This window comes from Tepidimonas charontis (genome assembly GCF_007556685.1).
Lineage (GTDB): Bacteria > Pseudomonadota > Gammaproteobacteria > Burkholderiales > Burkholderiaceae_C > Tepidimonas > Tepidimonas charontis.
In genome coordinates, this window is the sequence record NZ_VJON01000001.1 from 1 (window position 1) to 18,147 (window position 18,147).

Here is an 18,147-nt window from a genome sequence, read left to right on the forward strand (position 1 = left end):
GCGGGCGCGAGAGGAAGTAGTGCGAGCCCGACTCGATCAGGCGCAGCGCAAACGCGGTTTTGTCGACGTAGTAGTAGGCGTTGTCTTCGCGGATCTTGGCGAAGGTCTGGATGCCGATGGGGAGCTTCAAGCGTTGCACGCGGCGATTATGGCATCGTCCCTACTGTGTCATCGCCACTACTGCGGTGGGCGGCGCGCACTGGATGGATGTCGGCCAAGCCGAGATGGACGCGGGCATGGTGGCGATGGCATTGGTGCGCTGGTGTTGCTGCCGCCGCGGGCATCACCCGCGTGCGCGGGTGGCGCTGTTGCCGAGTGCCCGTAGCGCACGGTATGTGAAACGTTATGTGGGACAGCCTGAAAACATCGACAATCTTTCATGCTTTGTTCTATGCCTACTCCTGAGCGGCTTCGGATACGTGCCCGGCACACCATCGGCGTCCGGTCGCTGCGGCTGCGGCTGCAGCGTGGCGCTGCGGCAGCGGTTGGGCGCTGCGGCTGCCGCGCCGTGCGGCGGCGTGGCGTTGCGGCAGCGTGGTGCGGTGACGGCTGGGCGCGGTGGCACGCAAAGCGCCATCGACGATCGCCGCCGTTGCCACGGGCCTCAAGCGGCGTCGAATGCGATGGTGCGCACGCCCTGTGGCGTACCCAGCAAGCACAGGTGCGCGCGCTGGTGGGCAAATACCCCCACTGTCACCACGCCGGGCCAGTTGTTGACCATCGACTCGAACGCCAGCGGATCGTCGATCGTCAGCCCCGTCACGTCCAGAATGTGCTGGCCATTGTCGGTGACCAACGGCACGCCGTCGCGCAGGCGCACACGGGCACTGCCACCCAGGGCCGCAAACTGGCGGATCAGCCGCTGCGTGGCCATCGGAATGACCTCCACCGGCAGCGGGAAGCGCCCCAGGCGCGCCACCCACTTCGACTCATCGGCGATACAGATGAAGCGGCGCGCCTGGGCGGCGACGATTTTTTCCCGTGTCAGCGCGGCGCCGCCACCTTTGATCATGCAACCGCCGGGCTCGATTTCGTCGGCGCCGTCGATGTAGACCGACAGCTCGGGCACTTCATTGGCGTCGAACACCGGAATGCCATGCGCCTGCAGCCGCAGCGTGGACGCCTCGGAGCTGGATACCGCGCCGGCGATGGCGATCTTGGAGGCCGCCAAAGCGTCGATGAAGCGGTTGACGGTCGAGCCAGTACCGACCCCGATCACCTGCCCCGGCTCGACATAGGCCAGCGCAGCACGCCCCACCAGGGCCTTGAGTTCGTCTTGTGTCATGGCCGAAGCGGCCGAGTCGGTATGCATCGAAACATCCTGTGCCAAAACCCGGACAACGATCGCCCAGGGGATGCGACAATCGGCCCTGCGGTCCACAGCGGCGTTGGCGTGAGCCGCGCATCCTTCCACGTCACCCCGGCACGACCGGCGCCCGCCCCCGCGCTACGCCGCAACACCACAGCGGCGGACGTGAGGCGACGTCACCCCGATTATCTATGACTTGGCTGCCCTATGCCCCCTTGCGCAGTGCGCTGTTTCGGCTCGACCCCGAGCGCGCCCACGATCTGACCTTGTCCACCTTGGAGCGGCTACAGCACACGCCGCTGGCGTGTGTGCTGCGTCAACCACGCATCGACGACCCTGTCACCCTGGCCGGTCTGCACTTTCCGAACCGGGTGGGCCTGGCCGCGGGCCTGGACAAAAATGCGCGCTGCATCGACGCCTGGGCGGCGCTGGGCTTCGGTTTCGTCGAGGTCGGCACCGTCACACCGCGCCCCCAGCCCGGCAACCCGCGGCCTCGTCTGTTTCGGCTGCCGCAGGCACGAGCGCTGATCAACCGCTTCGGCTTCAACAACGATGGACTCGACGCCTTCGTGGCCCATGTGCGTCGCGCGCGCGTGCGGCAGCAGCCAGGGGGCGGCGACTTGGTGCTGGGCCTCAACATCGGCAAAAACGCCAGCACGCCCATCGAGCGCGCCACCGACGATTATCTGCTCGGCCTGGAGGGGGTCTATCCGTGGGCGGACTACATCACGGTCAATATCTCCAGCCCCAATACGCAACATTTGCGCCAATTGCAAAGCGATGCGGCCTTGGATGCGCTGCTGGCTGCGCTGGCCGAACGCCGCCAGGCGCTGGCCGATCGGCACGGCGTGCGGCGCCCGATCTTCATCAAAATCGCGCCAGACTTGGACGACGATCAGATCGCCGTCATCGCCGCGACCCTGCAGCGCCACGGCATGGACGGCGTCATCGCCACCAACACGACGCTGGCACGCGATGCGGTAGCGGGTCTGCCTCACGCGGACGAGGCGGGTGGTCTGTCGGGGCAACCGCTGCAGGCCGCCAGCAACCGCGTCATTGCGGCGCTGCGGGCGCGCTTGGGGCCCCGCTTCCCCATCATCGGCGTCGGTGGCATCATGGATGCCGCCAGCGCCTGCGCCAAGCTGGACGCCGGCGCCGACGCGGTACAGCTCTACACCGGGCTCATCTACCGCGGCCCGGCGCTGGTGCACGAAGTGGCCCTGGCGCTGCGCGACGCACGCGGCCGCCGCGCCGCATGACGGCAACCCGCGCCGGACGCACACCGGCTGTGCGGTCAGCCGCTTGGGCCGTGCGCGCTGGCGGGCGACACCAGAACATCGCAGGGCGCTTCGGCCACCACGTGCTTGGTGACGCTGCCCAGCAACAGATCCTCCGCAGCGCTGGTGCCGTGCTTGCCGATCACGATCAAATCGCACCGATGGGTCTGCGCCGTCTCCACGATCGAGGGCGCGGCATCGGCTTCCCGCAGCAGCAGCGTATAGCGCGCCGACGTCCAGCCCTGGGCCTGCGCCAAGGCACGCAAGCGCGCGTGCGCACGCGAACGCGCCTGCTGCCGGTACATAGCAATGGTTTCGTCGGGTACGCCAGCAAAGCGCAGTTTTTCTTCGAACGGCACGCGGTAGGCATGCAACAGGTGGATATGGGCTACCGGTGCCAGAGCATCGGCCACGGCCAACGTCGGTGCGGACCACGGCGAAAAATCCACCGGCAGCAGCACGCGTTCATAGGGCTGGGTGGGTTCGCCACGCACCACCAACAAGGGTTGCTGGGTTTTGCGCAACAAGCGTTCGGCCGTCGTGCCCAGCAGCAGCCGTCGCGCGCTCGCCCCCGCGCTGTCTTGCCCCAGTGCGCCCACCACCACCAAACGCGCCTCACAAGCCGCCGCCACCTCTGCCAGCGCCTGTACGGGGTGCCCCGACAGCAGCACGGCGCGCACCGGTCGCCCCAGTGGCTGGCTCAGCCGTTGCGCGCATCCTGCAAGGGTGGCGCGCACCGTGCCGGCCACCGTCTCGACACCGCGGGTGGCGCTCAGCCATTCCTGCAAGGACGCAAGCCAGTCCTGCGGCAAGACATGCACCAGCGCCAGCGGCGCATCGCTGGCGCGCGCCAGGCGCAACGCGCGCTCTTGGGCGCGCTCGGCCCCGGGTGAAAAATCGCTGGCCACGACGATGGCGCCTTTCAGCGTCGCATCCGCAGCCAAGTCGATCGGTCGGTCCAACAGCATCATCACCACTCCAGCCCCGCAGGCGCATCGTTGTTCTGCACGGTCTCTACCCGTCTGGCGCTACCCGGCCACCTATCATTCCGGAGGTGAAGCCGGCGCTGCAACCAGCGCGGCCGCCAGGGTCTGTGCCGCATGCACGGCAGCATCGCGAAACGGTAGAAAAACGCGCTGCACCGGCAGGGTAGCGAGTTGGCGCAGCGCGGCCTCATCGCGGGCGGTCACGGCCACGGCGCCCGTGTAGCCGGCCGCACGCAAGCCGTGCACCAAGGCACGGGTGGACTCCACCAACGGTAAGGTCACCACCACCCAGCGCACATCGACCAGTGGCAGCGATTCGAGAAAGTCGAGATTTTCCGCGTCGCCGTAGTGCACCGGCAGCCCTTCGCGCTTGAGGTCACGCACCGCCTCGGGATCGTGGTCGATGCCGGTGGCGGCAACACCCGCCGCCCGCAGCTCCCGCAACAGCCGACTGCCATAGCGTCCCAGGCCAAAGATCAACACGTCGGCTTCGCCCTGGCGCGGCGGATGCCGATCCACGGCCAGCTCGCGAAAGGGTCGCCGGCGCTCGAACACATCCAACCACGGCGCCAGTCGTTCATACAGCGGCTGCGAGTACAGAATCATGTACGTCGATAAGGTAATCGTGATCAACCCGACCAAGGTCGTCAACCCCAGCGCCTGCACGTCCACGTGCCCGAGCGTGATGCCCATGGCCACGAAAACGATGGAGAACTCGCTGATCTGCGCCACCGTCAACCCCGCCAGAAAGCCGGTGCGCTTGCGATAGCCCATATAGCCCATGATGGCCATGACGATGAGCGGGTTGCCAATCAATACGCGAAGACCGACAGCACCAAGGCACTGCTCAACTCCTGGCCCAAGGTGGTCAGATCCAGCTCGACCCCCAGGTGAATGAAAAAAAACAGCAACAAAAAATCACGAATGCCGCCCAAGCGCGCACTGATGGCGTCTCGGTAGTGGGTGGAGGCCAAGGTGAAACCGGCGACGAACGCGCCCGCTTCCATCGAAAACCCCGCCCACGCACCCAACGCCGCCAGCCCCGTACCCCACGCCAGCGCAAACACCAGCAAAAGCTCTTGCGAGCGCGCCATTGCCGCCACCAGCCGCGGCAGCACCCACCGCATCACCAGGGCAATCAACCCCACCGCCAACGACAGCCGCGTGGCCAGCGACACGGCCACATCCGTCCACGCCGCGGTTGCACCGCCGTCCGCCGGGGTGCGCAAGGCGCTCATCGCCATCATCGCCAGCACCACCGCCAAGTCTTGCACGATCAGAAAGCCGACGGCGATGCGTCCGTGCAGCGAATCGAGCTCGCGCTTGTCGGTGAGCAGCTTGACGATGATGATGGTGCTGGAAAACGTCAGCGCCACGGCCACGTACAGCGCCGTCATCACATCCTTGCCCAGCAGCAACATGAGCCCGAATCCCAATACGATGGTGAACGCCAGTTGCCCCAGGCCGGTGGCCAAGGCCACTGGGCCGATGTGGCGCACATGTTGCAAGTCGAGCTTGAGGCCGACGATGAACAGCAGCACCGTCACCCCGATTTGCGCCAACAGCGCCACTTGGTCGTGCGCTTTGACCCAGCCCAACCCCGCTGGACCCAAGGCGATGCCGATGACGATGTAGGCCATCAGCACCGGCTGGCGCAGCCGCACGAAAACGGCGCCCACCAACGCCGCCACCAGCAACAACGCAGCGAATTCGGCAAACGGCGTATCGAACATGGACGCTTGGCGTGATCTGGCTAACCGAGTGCCATGCAACACCCGCATCGGCCGCCGGGCGGAGCGGGTGGACCGCATAAAGGCCCCGGACACAGCATACCCCAGAAACCAACGTGCACGACGGCGTCGGCACATGCTCGCTGCCGCGGCAGTACTTCACGCCACCGTCACCGTCCATCCCCATGCAGAAAGCGGCCTGCACGGGCTTCAAAGGTGATGGCGGACAACGCCAGGCCCATGAAACGCGACAAGCTGGGAACGCTCGCATCAGCCCATGGCTGTCGATGATGCCCGTCTCGGGCGACCACAAGGCCGCCGAGGCGCGCAACGCCGGGGCACGGCGGCCCACCTCTGCGGCGCTGAGCCACTGCAGTGGCACGCCGTTGGCTGCTGCGCGCTGGGCTATCGCCGCGAGAGCGGCCTCCTCGTCGGTGGCCGTGGCCACCACCAGCTTGCCGCAGCGGCGGTGCGCCACGCCACAGCGCTGGGCCAATTCGTACAGCAGGGCGCGCCCACGGACGCACCAACGTGCCTAGCGCGAACCGGGTGCGTAGTACAGGCCGGCGTGGATAACTTCGCTGTTGCGGCTGCTGATGCCGGTGCCGATGGCGCGCTCACGCTCCAGCACCACCGTCTGCCACCCGGCCTGTGCCAACGCGCGCGCCACCGCCAGGCCGATGACACCGGCCCCCACCACGACAGCGTCGACGCGCTCCATACCTAACGCCGTCCCGCCAACCAGGCGGTGCTACCCAAGACAACCGTCAACGCCGCGAAATGCAAAAACGACCAGTTGGCGATGCTCAAACCCAGAAATGTCCAGTCGATGGCGGTACAGTCACCGCTGCCTCGAAAAATCATCGGGATGGCGCGCCGAAGCGGAAAGGCCTCGATCATGCCGTAGAAGTCGCGCCCGCAGGCCGCGACTTCCGGCGGAAACCACTGCAGCCACGATTGCCGCGCCGCCACCACCGCCCCGAACACAGCCCACAGCGCCCCCACGCCCAACAGCGTCCGCACCAGCGCCACACGCACCCACACCGCCAGCACGGCCGTGGCCAGCGTCAACAGCAAGGCATAGCGCTGCACGATGCACATCGGGCATGGCTCCAAACCGACGACGTGTTGCAAATACAGCCCGGCGGCCAAGAGCGCCGCACACCATGCCGCCACCACCGCAGCGACGCGGCGCGGCCGCCCCATCCACGCCACGACCGCGCCCAGCCCATCCACGACGACGCGCGGGCGGCCGCCACGGCGCCCACTTTCAGTTGGCATCGGCAAATGCCCTTTCGATGACGAACTGCCCCGGGGTGCTGGTGTTGCCTTCGACGAAACCACGACGCTCGCACATGGCTTTGAGGTCGCGCAGCATCGCGGGACTGCCGCAAATCATCACCCGGTCGGTCTGTGGGTTGAGGTCCGGCAGGCCCAGCTCACGCGCCATCTGTCCGCTTTCCACCAATTGCGGGATGCGACCTTGGCGTTCGAACGGCTCGCGCGTCACGGTCGGATAGTAAATCAATTGCGTACGTACATAGTCGCCGAGAAATTCGTGCTCGGGCAGCTCGCGCGTCAAATAGTCGCGGTAGGCCAGCTCGGCCACTTGCCGCACCCCGTGCACCAGAACCACCTGTTGAAACCGCTCGTACGTGGCGGGGTCCCGCACGATGCTCATGAACGGAGCCAGACCGGTGCCGGTGGCAAACAGGTACAGGTTCGCCGCTGGCAACAGATAGTCGATGACCAAGGTTCCGGTCGGCTTATGGCCGACGATGACGGCATCGCCGGGCTGGATGTGCTGCAGCCGGCTGGTCAGTGGCCCATCCGGCACCTTGATGCTGAGGAACTCCAGATGCTCCTCGTAATTGGCGCTGACGATACTGTAAGCGCGCAGCAAGGGCTTGCCGCTTTCCAGCCGCAAGCCGATCATCGTAAACTGGCCGTTGAGGAAGCGCAGACCGGGGTTGCGCGTGGTGGTGAAGCTAAAGAGCCGGTCGGTCCAGTGGTGCACGCTCAAGACGCGCTCTTCATCGAATGCTGCCATGATAATGGAGATGGGTACGAAACGAAGGCCCCAAGCGTAGCGCGGTCGCCCTGTCCGCGCCTTGACTTGACGCAACGCCCTGTCGGCTTTGGGGAAGCGGGGAACGCGTTACAGTTGAGTCTGCTGCAGCGCACGCCCGCCGGATGGCGCACGGTGTGCGCTGAGCACTCAATCCTAACAAACCTTTCATGCCATAAAGCGTAGGCTGACATTCCAGCAAGGCATGAAGGACTCGAACACGGAGCGTCGACACATGGCACGCATGGTTCGCTGCATCAAACTCGGCGTCGAGGCCGAGGGCCTGGATTTTCCGCCCTACCCGGGCGAACTGGGCAAGCGCATCTACGAAAACGTCAGCAAGCAAGCCTGGCAAGACTGGCTGCGCCACCAGACCATGCTGGTCAACGAAAACCGACTCAATCTGGCCGATGCACGCGCCCGCCAATACTTGGCGCGGCAAATGGAAAAACACTTCTTCGGTGAAGGGGCGGACGTGGCCGCCGGCTACGTGCCGCCCAAAGCCGACTGATGGCGCGCCGTGCAGGCAGAGGTCGAGTGGCTGCCCGATGGCACGCCACGCAGCGCTCGTTTCCGTGACATCTACCGCAGCCGCGGCGCCGACGGTCAGGGCGGTCTGGCGCAGGCGCGCTACGTGTTCTTGGCCGGCTGCGGTCTGTGGGCTGACGGCGGCAGCACGGCGTGGGCGGGCCAGGCGCGCTGGCATGTGCTGGAGAACGGCTTCGGCCTGGGCTTGAACGCGCTGGCCACCTGGCACGCCTGGCTGACGCAGCCCGCTGCGCCGCCCACGCTGTTTTACACCGCCACCGAGGCCTATCCCGCGTATGCCGACGATGTGCGCCGCAGCGCAGCGCCTTTTGCAGCGCTGCAGCCGCTGGCGCAATGGCTGGCGGCGCGTTGGCACGGCTTGCTGCCTGGCGTGCATCGCTGGATCTGGCATGGCGCAGATAGCGTCGGCCAACCACGCACCCTGTATCTGACGCTGCTCATCGGCGAGGCCGCACACACCCTGCCCACGCTGGACGTCGCCGTCGATAGCGTCTTTTTGGACGGCTTCGACCCCGCCGCCAACCCGGCCATGTGGGCACCCGAGGTTTTGCGTGCGGTCGCGCGCCTGTGCCGACCGGGCACCCGTGCGGCCACCTGGACGGTGGCACGCAGCGTGCGCGACACCTTGACGACTCTGGGCTTCGAGGTACGCAAGGCCCCTGGCCTGCCGCCCAAGCGCCATTGCCTACGGGCCACATACGCCCCGCGCTGGAAGCCGCGCTCGGCGCTGCGCACGCCATCCTGGCCCGATGAAGCGCCGCGCCAAGCCATTGTCGTGGGGGCTGGGTTGGCGGGGGCTGCCAGTGCCTGGAGTCTGGCGCAGCGCGGCTGGCACGTGACGGTGCTCGATGCCGCCGACCACGTCGCTGCAGGGGCCTCGGGCTTGCCCGTCGGCCTGGTGGCGCCGCATGTCTCGCCCGACGACGCGCCGCTGTCGCGCTTGACGCGCGCGGGCGTTGCCGCCACCCTGCAGCGCGCTGCCGCACTGCTGGAGGTCGGCACCGATTGGGCCCCCAGCGGGGCGTTGGAGCACCGGGTGGATGGCAAGCGCGCCTTGCCGGCCACCGACGCTTGGCAGCAACACGGGCGCGCCTGGAGCACCACAGCCGACGCCGCCCGACTGCGCGATGCCGGCCTACCACCCGACACCCCCGCGCTGTGGCATGCCTGTGCGGCGTGGCTGCGCCCGGCGCGGCTGGTCGCGGCGCAGCTGTCCCATCCTCGCATCACGGTGCACACCGGCGCGCGCGTGGAGGCGCTGCGGCGCGACCCCAGCGATGGCGCCTGGGAGGCGCTGGGGCGTGGCAGGCGGTGCTGGGCCCGCGCGCCCGTGCTGGTGCTGTGCGCGGGGTTTGATACGCACGCGGTGCTGGCCAGCACCGGAGCGGCGACCCTGCCGCTGCACGCCCTGCGCGGGCAAGTGGCGTGGGCCGCGCTGGCGAACCTGGACGCGCAGACGCGCGCGGCACTGCCGCCGTTTCCCGTCAATGGCCATGGCAGCCTGATCAGCGGTGTTCCTGGCGATGACGGGGCGCCCCTGTGGTGTATGGGTTCGACCTTCGTGCGCGGCGTCAACGACCGCACGCCCAATGTCGCTGAACATGCGGCCAACTGGGATAAATTGCACCGGTTGTTGCCCGCCACCGCCGAGGCGCTGCGCGCTGCCTGGCCCCATGCCCAGCGCTGGGCTGCGGTGCGCTGTACCGTCCCCGACCGGATGCCGGTGGTCGGTCCCGCGGATGCGACGCGCTGGCCGGGGTTGCATGTGCTCAGCGGTTTGGGCGCACGTGGGTTGACGCTGGCGGTGCTGTGCGGGGAGGTACTGGCCGCCGACCTGCACGGCGAGCCGTGGCCGCTGGAGCGCAGCTTGGCGCGGGCGCTGCAGGCCAGCCGCTGGCTGCACGCGCCAGCGACGACGCCTCTCCATCAGTCTCCGTAGCGCACCTGCACATAACGCCCCGGCGCCGCCCCCAGCGCGGGGTGGACCGGCGGCGTGCGCGCCGGCACCTCGCCGCTGGAGTGGGCGCGCAACCACGCCTGCCATGACGGCCACCAACTGCCCTCCAGCCGCGGCGCCACCGCCAGCCACTCGTCGGGCGTGCGCCACGCTTCGTGCATACCGGTGGTCAGCAAATGGTGGTAGCGGCCGGCGTGCCCCGGCTCCGAAACGATGCCGGCGTTGTGGCCGCCGTTGGTCAACGCAAAAGTCACTTCGGCCGACACCAGCTGATGAATCTTGTAGACCGAGCGCCAGGGTGCCACATGGTCCTTCACGGTGCCGACGGCAAACACCGGCACGCGGATGTCGCGCAACGCGATGGGCTGGCCCTCGAAACGGAAACGCCCCTCGGCCAAATCGTTGTTGAGGTAGCACTGGCGCAAGTACTGGCTGTGCATCACCGCCGGCAGGCGCGTCACGTCGGCGTTCCACGCCATCAGATCATTGCCGACCTCGTCTTCACCCAGCAACCAGCGCCGCGTCTGGCTCGACCAGACCAGCTCGCGCGAATGCAAGAATTGAAACGAGCCGGCCATCTGCTGCCCGGTCAAAAATCCGCGCGCCGCCATCATGTCTTCCAGCAGTCGCACCTGCTCTTCGTCGATCAAAATGCCCAGCTCGCCCGGCTCCTTGAAGTCCGTCTCAGCCGCCAGCAGCGTCAAACTGGCCAACAACCCCTTCACCCCGGGGTTGTCGGTGGCTACGATCTGGCAGCCCAGGCGTGCATCTCCTCCGCCCAGCGCCGCCGCGGCAATGGCCGCAAATGTCCCGCCAAGGCAGTAGCCCATCAGATGCACCGGGACTTGGGTGGCGCAGTGCACGTATTCCAAGGCGGCCAGTACACCGTCGCGCACATAGTCGTCCATCCCCAGCAGCGCGTCGCCTTCGTCCGGGTTTTTCCACGACACGATATACACCGTGTACCCTTGCCCGACCAACCAGCGCACCAGCGAGTTGTGCGGCGACAGGTCCAGGATGTAGTACTTCATGATGCACGAGGGGATGATCAACACCGGCTCGCGCTGCACCGTCGGGGTGGTCGGTGCATATTGCAACAGCTCGATGAGCGCGTTGCGCATCACCACCTGCCCCGGCGTGGTAGCCAGCTTGCGCCCCGGCACGAGCTCGGGGTCGAAACGCGGCGGCGGCTGCAGGCCAAGGCGCCAACGTACATCCTCGATGACCTGGCCCCACCCCTTCCATAGTGACTGCCCCCCGGTTTCGACGGCGCGCTGCAGCGCCTGCGGATTGCTCCACAGCACATTGCTGGGCGACCACATATCCAGCCACTGCTGGCCATAAAAGCGCATTTGCTCTCGGCTGTGGGACTGCATGCCACGCAACGAGGCGGCCTGCTGCCACCACAGCTCGACCGCCTTGGCGGCGCCGGCCAACGCCCGCCATGGCCACCACTGCCAGGACGGATGGGTATAGCGCGGATCGCCTTGCAGTGCCTGCGCCAGTGCCGTCATTTCGGCAGTGGCCGCGGGTTCGGGTGACGGCGGCGCGTCGCGCAAGGTGCCTGCCGCCGCCAACGGCCCCTGTGCCGCCAGCGCGGCCGTCTGCGCCCAGGCGCGCAGCGCATCCGCCCACCAGGCCTGGGCATGCTGGGCGGCTTGGCGCGCCAGACGCCATTGCGTGCCGGGCGAGCTGCTCAGGTGCAGCCACCAGTCGGTGCCGGCAAGCGCCAGCGACAGGGGCGACACCCCGCTCCACAGCCGTGCCATCAACACCGTGGCCTGCTGGTCCAGTGCATCGTGCGGATCCGCTCGCCGCCGGGATTGCGGCGCCCGTGGCTGCGGTGCTCGTGCCGCCGCCCCCCCCGACGGCGCAGAGGGTGGCGAGGCCGACGATGCCGCGGCAGTAGCCGCCAGCGCCGCCGATCGAGCGCCCCGTACAGTGGAAGCGGCGCGCGACGACCGATCCGACTGCGTTGGCGCGCCAGCAACTGCGGCAGGTGTGACAGTGGAGCGAGAAGGCATGACAGTGATGGCCCGAGTCGATGATGTATCAACGATAACCACATGACAGGCACGAATGAGGTGACGCACATCAAGGGCGCCGCCTGCACATGGACCTACAATTCAAACTCTTTTCGGCGGCAACTGCGCGCCGCGCGGCGCCGTCCGGCGTCACCTTTGACCCTTGCGCCATGACACACGTCGTAACCGAAGCCTGCATCGCCTGCAAGTACACCGACTGCGTCGATGTCTGTCCCGTCGATTGTTTTCGGGAGGGGCCGAATTTTTTGGCCATCGACCCGGATGAGTGTATCGACTGCGCCGTCTGCATCCCGGAGTGTCCGGTCGGCGCCATCTACGCCGAAGAAGACGTACCGCGCGACCAGCAGCACATGATCGCGCTCAACGCCGAGCTGGCCAAGCTGCCAACCTGGAAAAGCATCACCAAGCGTAAGGCGCCGCTGCCCGACGCCGACCTGTACAAGGACAAGACCGGCAAGCTGGCGCTGCTCAAGCGCTGAAACGGCCCCCACACGTGCTGCCGTCTGCCGGGCGTCGGCGCCTCTACTCGGGCTGGGCAATGAACGCCATTCGAACCGATGCCATCGTGATCGGCGCTGGGCCGGTGGGGCTGTATCAAGCATTCCAGCTCGGCCTGCAGGAAGTGCGCGTGCACGTCGTCGATGCGCTGCCGTACGCTGGTGGACAGTGCACCGCACTCTACCCCACCAAGCCGATCTACGATTTGCCCGGCATCGTGGCCTGTGATGGCGCCTCCCTCACCGAGCGGCTGCTGCGCCAGTTGCAACCGCTGCAGGTGCCGCTGCATCTGGGGCAGGTGGTGACGCAGCTACAGCGGCGCGCCGATACGGCCAACGGTGGCGCCGCTCCACCCGGCGATCCCCGGTTTCGGCTGCAGACCAGCGCCGGGCTGGTGTTCGAATGCGACGCCATCGTGATCGCCGCAGGCGCGGGCGCCTTTCTCCCCCGCAAGGTGCCGCTGGTCGATTTGTCGCCGTGGGAAGGCGACCAGGTCCGCTACGACGAGGTCAGTCCGGAGGTATGGGCGGGCCACAACGTCGTGGTGCTGGGCGGCACGGCCAGCGCTGCCGAGTGTGCGCTGCAAATCGCCGAAGGCGGAGCCGCTCACGTCACCCTGGTGCACCGCACCGACCGCTTCGACATCGACGCCGCGCTGGATGAGCGATTGCAATCGGCCATCGGCGCTGGGTGGATTCGCTTGGCCCTGGGTCAGCCCATCGGCGCCATTGCAGGTGACGATGGACGCTTGCAGGCGCTGGAAATCGCCACCGCCGATGATCAGCGCCGAGCCGTCCCGCTGGATCTGCTGCTGCCCCGACTGGGTCTGAGCCCGCAGCTCGGCCCCATCGCCGAGTGGGGTCTGGCCCTGCAGCGCAAGCATCTGCCCGTCGACACCGAGCGCTTTGCGACCTCGGAACCCGGCATCTTTGCCGTCGGCGACGTCAATACCTACCCGGGCAAACGCAAGCTCATCGTCTGCGGCTTTCACGAGGCCACGCTGGCCGCCTTCGCGGTGGCGCAGTGGCTGCGCCCGAACGAGCGCATCGTGCTCGAGTACACCACCACCAGCACGCGGCTGCAGCGCCTGCTTGGCGTGGCGCGCTGAAGCGATCGACACCCGCCCCCAGGGCCGGGCTTCAGACCCTCCCCCGCGCCGGGCCGCCCCCAAGGACTAGGAGCCCGGGGATGAGGCGTCCAAGACGTGCATGGGCACCGGCGCGTAGCCGTGGTTCAGCGGCCCGCTGCCTTGGCCGGTGCGCACATGCGCACCCGCCGCCAGCGCGCCGCGCACCCAAGCGTGCGCCGACTGCACCGCCTCCTCCAGCGTCTGTCCCAAGGCCAGATAGGCGGCAATGGCTGACGACAGCGTGCAACCCGTTCCATGCACGTTGTCGCTGCGGATGCGCTCCCCCGTCAAGCGGATCCAGAATGCGGCTGGCTCGCCACGCACGGCCAGCAGGTCGGTGATGCGATCCCCCACCAAATGCCCGCCTTTGAGCAGCACGGCCGGCGCCCCCATTTGCAACAAATCGGCGGCGGCGGCTTCCAGCTCGTCTTCGGCGCTCAGCGGCCGCCCCAGCAACAGGGCCGCCTCATCCAGATTGGGCGTGACCAGCGTGGCGCGTGGAAACAGCTCCGCCACCAGGCGCTGCACCGTCGGCGGCTCGATCAGCGTGTCGCCACTGGTGGCCACCATCACCGGGTCCAGCACCACATTGGGCAAGCGGTAGGTGTCGATCGCCCAGGCCACCGCCTCGACGATATCGGGCGCATGCAGCATGCCGATCTTGACCGCATCCACCCCGATATCCTCGGCCACGGTGGCGATTTGCTCCTTCAAAAACGCGGCCGGCACGGGGTGGATGGCGCGCACGCCCAGCGTATTCTGGGCCGTCAGCGCCGTGATCGCCGTCATACCGTAACAGCCCAAGGCGGCCACGGTTTTCAGGTCGGCCTGGATGCCGGCACCACCACCCGAGTCGCTGCCCGCAATGGACAACACCCGGGCATAGCGGCGCAGCGGCGGATGAGCGAGGTCGTTGAGCGTTGACATGGATCAGATTATCCGTCGGTACCGCGCGGTTGTGTGGCCCCAGAGGCGGCAGACGCGGTGTCTGTCAGGTACGATCACACCACCATGTCCGATCGCGAACCCGTGCTCATTTTGGGCGCTGGCCTGATGGGTCGGCTGCTGGCCTTTTCGCTGGCGCGTCGCGGCCACTCGGTGCGTGTGCTCGATGCCGCCGCCGACGCGCAACAGGCCGGTGGCGCCGCACGCGTGGCCGCCGCCATGCTGGCTCCGCTGGCCGAATCCGCCGTCACCGAGCCCAATGTCGTGGCCATGGGCCGCTATGCACTGCCGCGCTGGCGTACCCTGTGTGCCGAGCTGGCCGCGCCGGTTTTCTTTCAGCAGAATGGCACCCTGATCCTGTGGCACCGTCAAGACGCGCGCGAAGCGCAGCGCTTCGAGGCGCTACTGCGCACCACCGTCACGCGCCTGCCCGAGCTGCCCGCACCACAGGCAGTGGACGCTGCCGGCCTGGCCACGTTGGAGCCGGCGGTAGCCGGGCGTTTTGCCCATGCGCTGTACCTACCCGAAGAGGGTCAACTCGACAACCGGGCGCTGCTCGATGCCCTCTTGACGACCCTGCACACCCTGGATGTGACGGTGCAATGGGGTACGAACGCCACGCTGGATGAGGCCCTGCGCTGGCAGCGTGCACACCCCGATGGCTGGGTACTGGACTGCCGCGGGCTGGGGGCACGCGCCGACTGGCCAGCCGATACGAACCCGGGCGCCGGCCCCCTGCGCGGCGTGCGCGGCGAAGTCGTGCGCTTGTATGCGCCCGACGTGACCCTGCAGCGCCCCACCCGGCTGCTGCACCCGCGCTACCCCATCTACATCGCACCCAAACCGAACCACCTGTTCGTCATCGGCGCCACCGAAATCGAATCCGACGACCGCTCCCCGGCAAGCGTGCGCTCGACCCTGGAGCTGCTCAGCGCCGCCTATGCGGTGCATCCCGGCTTTGCCGAGGCGCGCATCCTCGAACTCAACACCGAGTGCCGCCCGACGCTGCCCGATAACCTGCCCACAGTGCGCGAGTCGGCCCCGCGCGTGTTGCACATCAACGGTCTGTACCGGCACGGCTTCCTCATCGCGCCGGCGGTGCACGACGCCGTGCTGGAGTACCTGAGCTCGGGCGCCACCACCTTGGCCACCCAGCTGGGACTGCGCTTCGTGCCGTACGACACGAAACACCGTCTTGCCACGGCCCTATCCTGATGCGCTCCCGCATCACCCTTGCCCGCTTCTGACCCGCCATGCAGGTGTTCATCAACGCCCAGCCACACCAACTGGCCGACGGCGCCACCGTGGCCGATGCCGTCGCCGCCCTGCGCCCGGACGCCGGTGCCAACGCACCCTTTGCCGTGGCGCTGAACCTGCAGTTCGTGCCGCGGGCACAATACGCCCAAACTCCGCTGCACGACGGCGATCGCCTCGAAATCATCACCCCCGTCGTCGGGGGCTGATCGACCATGACCACCGCTGCTGCCTCCACGCTTGCCGACGCCGACCCCCTGCGGCTGTATGACCAGACCTTTGCCAGCCGCCTGATGCTGGGCACCGCGCGCTATCCGTCACCCGCGGTGCTGGAGCGCGCCGTCCAACGAGCGCAGCCGTGCATGCTCACGGCATCGCTGCGGCGCCACGGCGCACTGGGGGCCGATGCCAGCCACGGTTTCTGGGCCTTGTTGCAGCGCCTGGGCGTGCCGGTGCTGCCCAACACCGCCGGCTGCCACAGCGTACAAGAGGCCATCACCACGGCCGAGATGGCCCGCGAAGTCTTTGGCACCGACTGGATCAAGCTGGAATTGATCGGCGACGACTACACCCTGCAGCCCGACACCCTGCAACTGCCGGTGGCCGCCGACTTGCTGATCAAGCGCGGCTTCAAGGTCCTGCCGTACTGCACCGACGACCTGGTGGTGTGCCAGCGGCTGCTGGACGTCGGCTGCCAGGCCGTCATGCCCTGGGCCGCACCCATCGGCACTGGCTTGGGGCCGGTCAACCCGCATGCGCTGCGCACGCTGCGCGAGCGGCTGGAGGTACCGCTGATCGTGGACGCCGGTCTGGGTTTGCCCTCACACGCCTGTCAAGTGATGGAGTGGGGGTTCGACGCCGTGCTGCTCAACACCGCCGTGGCCCTGGCGCAAGACCCGGTGGCCATGGCGGGAGCGTTTGCCGACGCCGTCGCCGCCGGGCGCGCCGCCTACCGGGCCGGGGCCATCGCGCCGCAGGCTGCCGCCCAGCCGAGCACGCCGGTGCTGGGCACGCCCTTCTGGCACCAGAGCTAATCCCCCCACGATTCCCCGATTGGTGATGGCCACTCCCTGCTTTCCCACGCTGTCCGCTGCCGCTGACGCCGCCCAGGCCATCGCCCGCCTACACGCGGCGCTCGCCATTGCCCGCGACGCCGATCCCGACGCCCAGCCCGTCGATGCCAGTGTGCGTGCCGCCGCTTACGCCGCGGCGCGGCGCTTGGGCTTCATCGACGCCGACGCCCAGTGTTTGGCGGCGGCATGGGAGCGCCGCTGCCGGGCGCTCCCATTCGATCCCCACGACTGGCCCGATGACCCGGCGGACTTCGATTTATCGATCCCGAGCGCCTCTTTTGCACCCTGCCCTGCGCACCTGGGGCTTTACGCCGTGTTGCCCGATGCCGACTGGATCGGCCGCATGGCACGCGCCGGCGTGCCCACGCTGCAATTGCGCTTCAAACACACCGACCGCGACCGCATTGCGCAGGAAGTGCGCGCCGCCGTCGCCGCCGTGCGCGGCACGCCCGCGCGGTTGTTCATTAACGACCATTGGCGCGAAGCCATCGCCGCAGGCGCCTACGGCGTGCATCTGGGGCAGGAAGACCTCGACGCCCTGACTCCGGCCGATGTGCAGCAACTGCGTGCCAGTGGACTGCGCCTGGGCATCAGCACCCACGGCTACGCCGAAATGCAGCGTGCCTGGTCGTTCGGCCCCAGCTACCTTGCGCTGGGGGCGGTTTTTCCGACCACGCTCAAGGCCATGCCGACGGCACCCCAAGGACCGGCGCGGCTGGCGCATTACGCCCGCTTGGCGCGCGCTCTGCCGACGGTCGCCATCGGCGGCATTGGCCTGGCCGAGCTGCCGGCTGTGGCAGCCAGCGGGGTCGGCTCGTTTGCCGTGGTGCGCGCGCTCACGGCCGCCGCCGACCCCGAAGCGGCGGCGCGCGCGCTGATGCAAGCCTGGCAACGCCTGCGCACCGACACCGCCACCCCGTGACGCCCGACACCGATTCCGTGCCCGAACGGAAGCCGGCGCCTCACGGGCGCTCCGCTATAATGGCGGGATCGATCCCCGATAGCTCAGTCGGTAGAGCGCCGGACTGTTAATCCGTAGGTCCCTGGTTCGAGCCCAGGTCGGGGAGCCAAATAAATCACAAATCACCCTACAGCCCACAATCGGTGGGCCTGTCAAGCCTCCGACGAGAATCGAGGGGGCCGTTGGGTTCGAGTGGACGCCTCTGAGGTGTCGCTGCGCGAGCGAAATTGCTCCACCCAGACCGACGTTTCGACCAACACCGGGCCGCCAGGATCAGACAAAAGTGGCATGAAGCGTGAGTCCAGGGCAGCGATGCGGACTGGCCTTTGGCTGCACGAAGCCCACGCGGGGATCGACCCTCTTTGA

19 protein-coding genes, 1 tRNA gene and 1 pseudogene are annotated in these 18,147 nt (G+C 67.8%); 10 read left to right on the forward strand and 11 right to left on the reverse strand.

Going from position 1 to position 18,147, the window contains the following annotated elements; all coding sequences use genetic code 11:
- From Tchar_RS00005 to rpiA, 3 genes are all read right to left on the reverse strand, one after another.
- Positions 1-139, reverse strand: a 139-nt coding sequence (locus tag Tchar_RS00005) for an AAA family ATPase (protein ID WP_144327055.1), incomplete at its 3' end; no start/stop codon positions are given.
- 256 nt (positions 140-395) lie between these two features.
- Positions 396-599: a hypothetical protein gene (locus Tchar_RS00010; RefSeq protein WP_144327056.1), complete on the reverse strand. Its 204-nt coding sequence runs from the start codon at positions 597-599 to the stop codon at positions 396-398.
- Positions 600-604: 5 nt separating this feature from the next.
- Positions 605-1,285, reverse strand: a complete 681-nt coding sequence (gene rpiA / locus Tchar_RS00015; RefSeq protein ID WP_144327187.1) for a ribose-5-phosphate isomerase RpiA — start codon at positions 1,283-1,285, stop codon at positions 605-607.
- A gap of 215 nt (positions 1,286-1,500) precedes the next feature.
- Here rpiA and Tchar_RS00020 point away from each other — a divergent pair, with 215 nt between their 5' ends.
- Positions 1,501-2,568, forward strand: a complete 1,068-nt coding sequence (locus tag Tchar_RS00020) for a quinone-dependent dihydroorotate dehydrogenase (RefSeq protein ID WP_144327057.1) — start codon at positions 1,501-1,503, stop codon at positions 2,566-2,568.
- A 35-nt stretch (positions 2,569-2,603) separates the two neighbouring features.
- On the opposite strand, the gene Tchar_RS00025 is transcribed toward Tchar_RS00020, so the two are convergent.
- From Tchar_RS00025 to Tchar_RS00045, 6 genes and pseudogenes are all read right to left on the reverse strand, one after another.
- Positions 2,604-3,557 (reverse strand): universal stress protein, encoded by a 954-nt coding sequence (locus Tchar_RS00025; protein WP_144327058.1) that lies wholly within the window; start codon positions 3,555-3,557, stop codon positions 2,604-2,606.
- A gap of 72 nt (positions 3,558-3,629) precedes the next feature.
- Entirely contained in the window at positions 3,630-4,388 is a 759-nt protein-coding gene (locus tag Tchar_RS13785) for an NAD-binding protein (RefSeq protein ID WP_201739257.1), read from the reverse strand.
- Positions 4,385-5,305: a cation:proton antiporter domain-containing protein gene (locus Tchar_RS13790; RefSeq protein ID WP_201739258.1), complete on the reverse strand. Its 921-nt coding sequence runs from the start codon at positions 5,303-5,305 to the stop codon at positions 4,385-4,387. Before Tchar_RS13790 ends, Tchar_RS13785 begins: the two co-directional genes overlap by 4 nt.
- A 259-nt stretch (positions 5,306-5,564) precedes the next feature.
- Positions 5,565-6,023: pseudogene (locus Tchar_RS00035) on the reverse strand (NAD(P)/FAD-dependent oxidoreductase); the annotation flags it as partial.
- A 2-nt stretch (positions 6,024-6,025) separates the two neighbouring features.
- Positions 6,026-6,508, reverse strand: a complete 483-nt coding sequence (locus Tchar_RS00040) for a disulfide bond formation protein B (RefSeq protein ID WP_144327188.1) — start codon at positions 6,506-6,508, stop codon at positions 6,026-6,028.
- Between the two features lie 64 nt (positions 6,509-6,572).
- Positions 6,573-7,352, reverse strand: coding sequence for a ferredoxin--NADP reductase (locus Tchar_RS00045; RefSeq protein ID WP_144327059.1), 780 nt, complete (start codon positions 7,350-7,352; stop codon positions 6,573-6,575).
- Between the two features lie 253 nt (positions 7,353-7,605).
- On the opposite strand from Tchar_RS00045, the gene Tchar_RS00050 reads away from it, so the two are divergent.
- A complete protein-coding gene (locus tag Tchar_RS00050; RefSeq protein WP_144327060.1) occupies positions 7,606-7,881 on the forward strand; it encodes an oxidative damage protection protein in 276 nt (91 codons plus the stop codon).
- Between the two features lie 9 nt (positions 7,882-7,890).
- Positions 7,891-9,858 (forward strand): FAD-dependent 5-carboxymethylaminomethyl-2-thiouridine(34) oxidoreductase MnmC, encoded by a 1,968-nt coding sequence (gene mnmC, locus Tchar_RS00055; RefSeq protein WP_144327061.1) that lies wholly within the window; start codon positions 7,891-7,893, stop codon positions 9,856-9,858.
- Here the strand turns inward: mnmC and Tchar_RS00060 are convergent.
- Entirely contained in the window at positions 9,846-11,669 is a 1,824-nt protein-coding gene (locus tag Tchar_RS00060) for a PHA/PHB synthase family protein (protein ID WP_408033519.1), read from the reverse strand. The genes mnmC and Tchar_RS00060 overlap by 13 nt on opposite strands.
- 401 nt (positions 11,670-12,070) lie before the next feature.
- Between Tchar_RS00060 and fdxA the strand changes: the two genes are divergently transcribed.
- Together fdxA and Tchar_RS00070 are read left to right on the forward strand one after the other, a co-directional pair.
- Positions 12,071-12,400, forward strand: coding sequence for a ferredoxin FdxA (gene fdxA / locus Tchar_RS00065; protein WP_144327063.1), 330 nt, complete (start codon positions 12,071-12,073; stop codon positions 12,398-12,400).
- Between the two features lie 59 nt (positions 12,401-12,459).
- A complete protein-coding gene (locus Tchar_RS00070) occupies positions 12,460-13,527 on the forward strand; it encodes an NAD(P)/FAD-dependent oxidoreductase (protein WP_144327064.1) in 1,068 nt (355 codons plus the stop codon).
- A 66-nt stretch (positions 13,528-13,593) separates the two neighbouring features.
- Here the strand turns inward: Tchar_RS00070 and thiD are convergent, their stop codons facing one another.
- Positions 13,594-14,475: a bifunctional hydroxymethylpyrimidine kinase/phosphomethylpyrimidine kinase gene (gene thiD, locus Tchar_RS00075; protein WP_144327065.1), complete on the reverse strand. Its 882-nt coding sequence runs from the start codon at positions 14,473-14,475 to the stop codon at positions 13,594-13,596.
- An 84-nt stretch (positions 14,476-14,559) separates the two neighbouring features.
- Here thiD and Tchar_RS00080 point away from each other — a divergent pair, with 84 nt between their 5' ends.
- The 5 genes from Tchar_RS00080 (at position 14,560) to Tchar_RS00100 (ending at position 17,890) form a co-directional block, all read left to right on the forward strand.
- Positions 14,560-15,708, forward strand: a complete 1,149-nt coding sequence (locus tag Tchar_RS00080; protein ID WP_144327066.1) for an FAD-dependent oxidoreductase — start codon at positions 14,560-14,562, stop codon at positions 15,706-15,708.
- A 38-nt stretch (positions 15,709-15,746) separates the two neighbouring features.
- On the forward strand, positions 15,747-15,956 hold the full coding sequence (thiS, locus tag Tchar_RS00085; RefSeq protein WP_144327067.1) for a sulfur carrier protein ThiS: 210 nt from the start codon (positions 15,747-15,749) through the stop codon (positions 15,954-15,956).
- Positions 15,957-15,962: 6 nt separating this feature from the next.
- Entirely contained in the window at positions 15,963-16,781 is an 819-nt protein-coding gene (locus tag Tchar_RS00090) for a thiazole synthase (protein ID WP_144327068.1), read from the forward strand.
- Between the two features lie 25 nt (positions 16,782-16,806).
- Positions 16,807-17,742, forward strand: coding sequence for a thiamine phosphate synthase (locus tag Tchar_RS00095; protein WP_144327069.1), 936 nt, complete (start codon positions 16,807-16,809; stop codon positions 17,740-17,742).
- A 72-nt stretch (positions 17,743-17,814) separates the two neighbouring features.
- A tRNA-Asn gene (locus Tchar_RS00100) sits at positions 17,815-17,890 on the forward strand.
- Positions 17,891-18,147 lie beyond the last annotated feature (257 nt).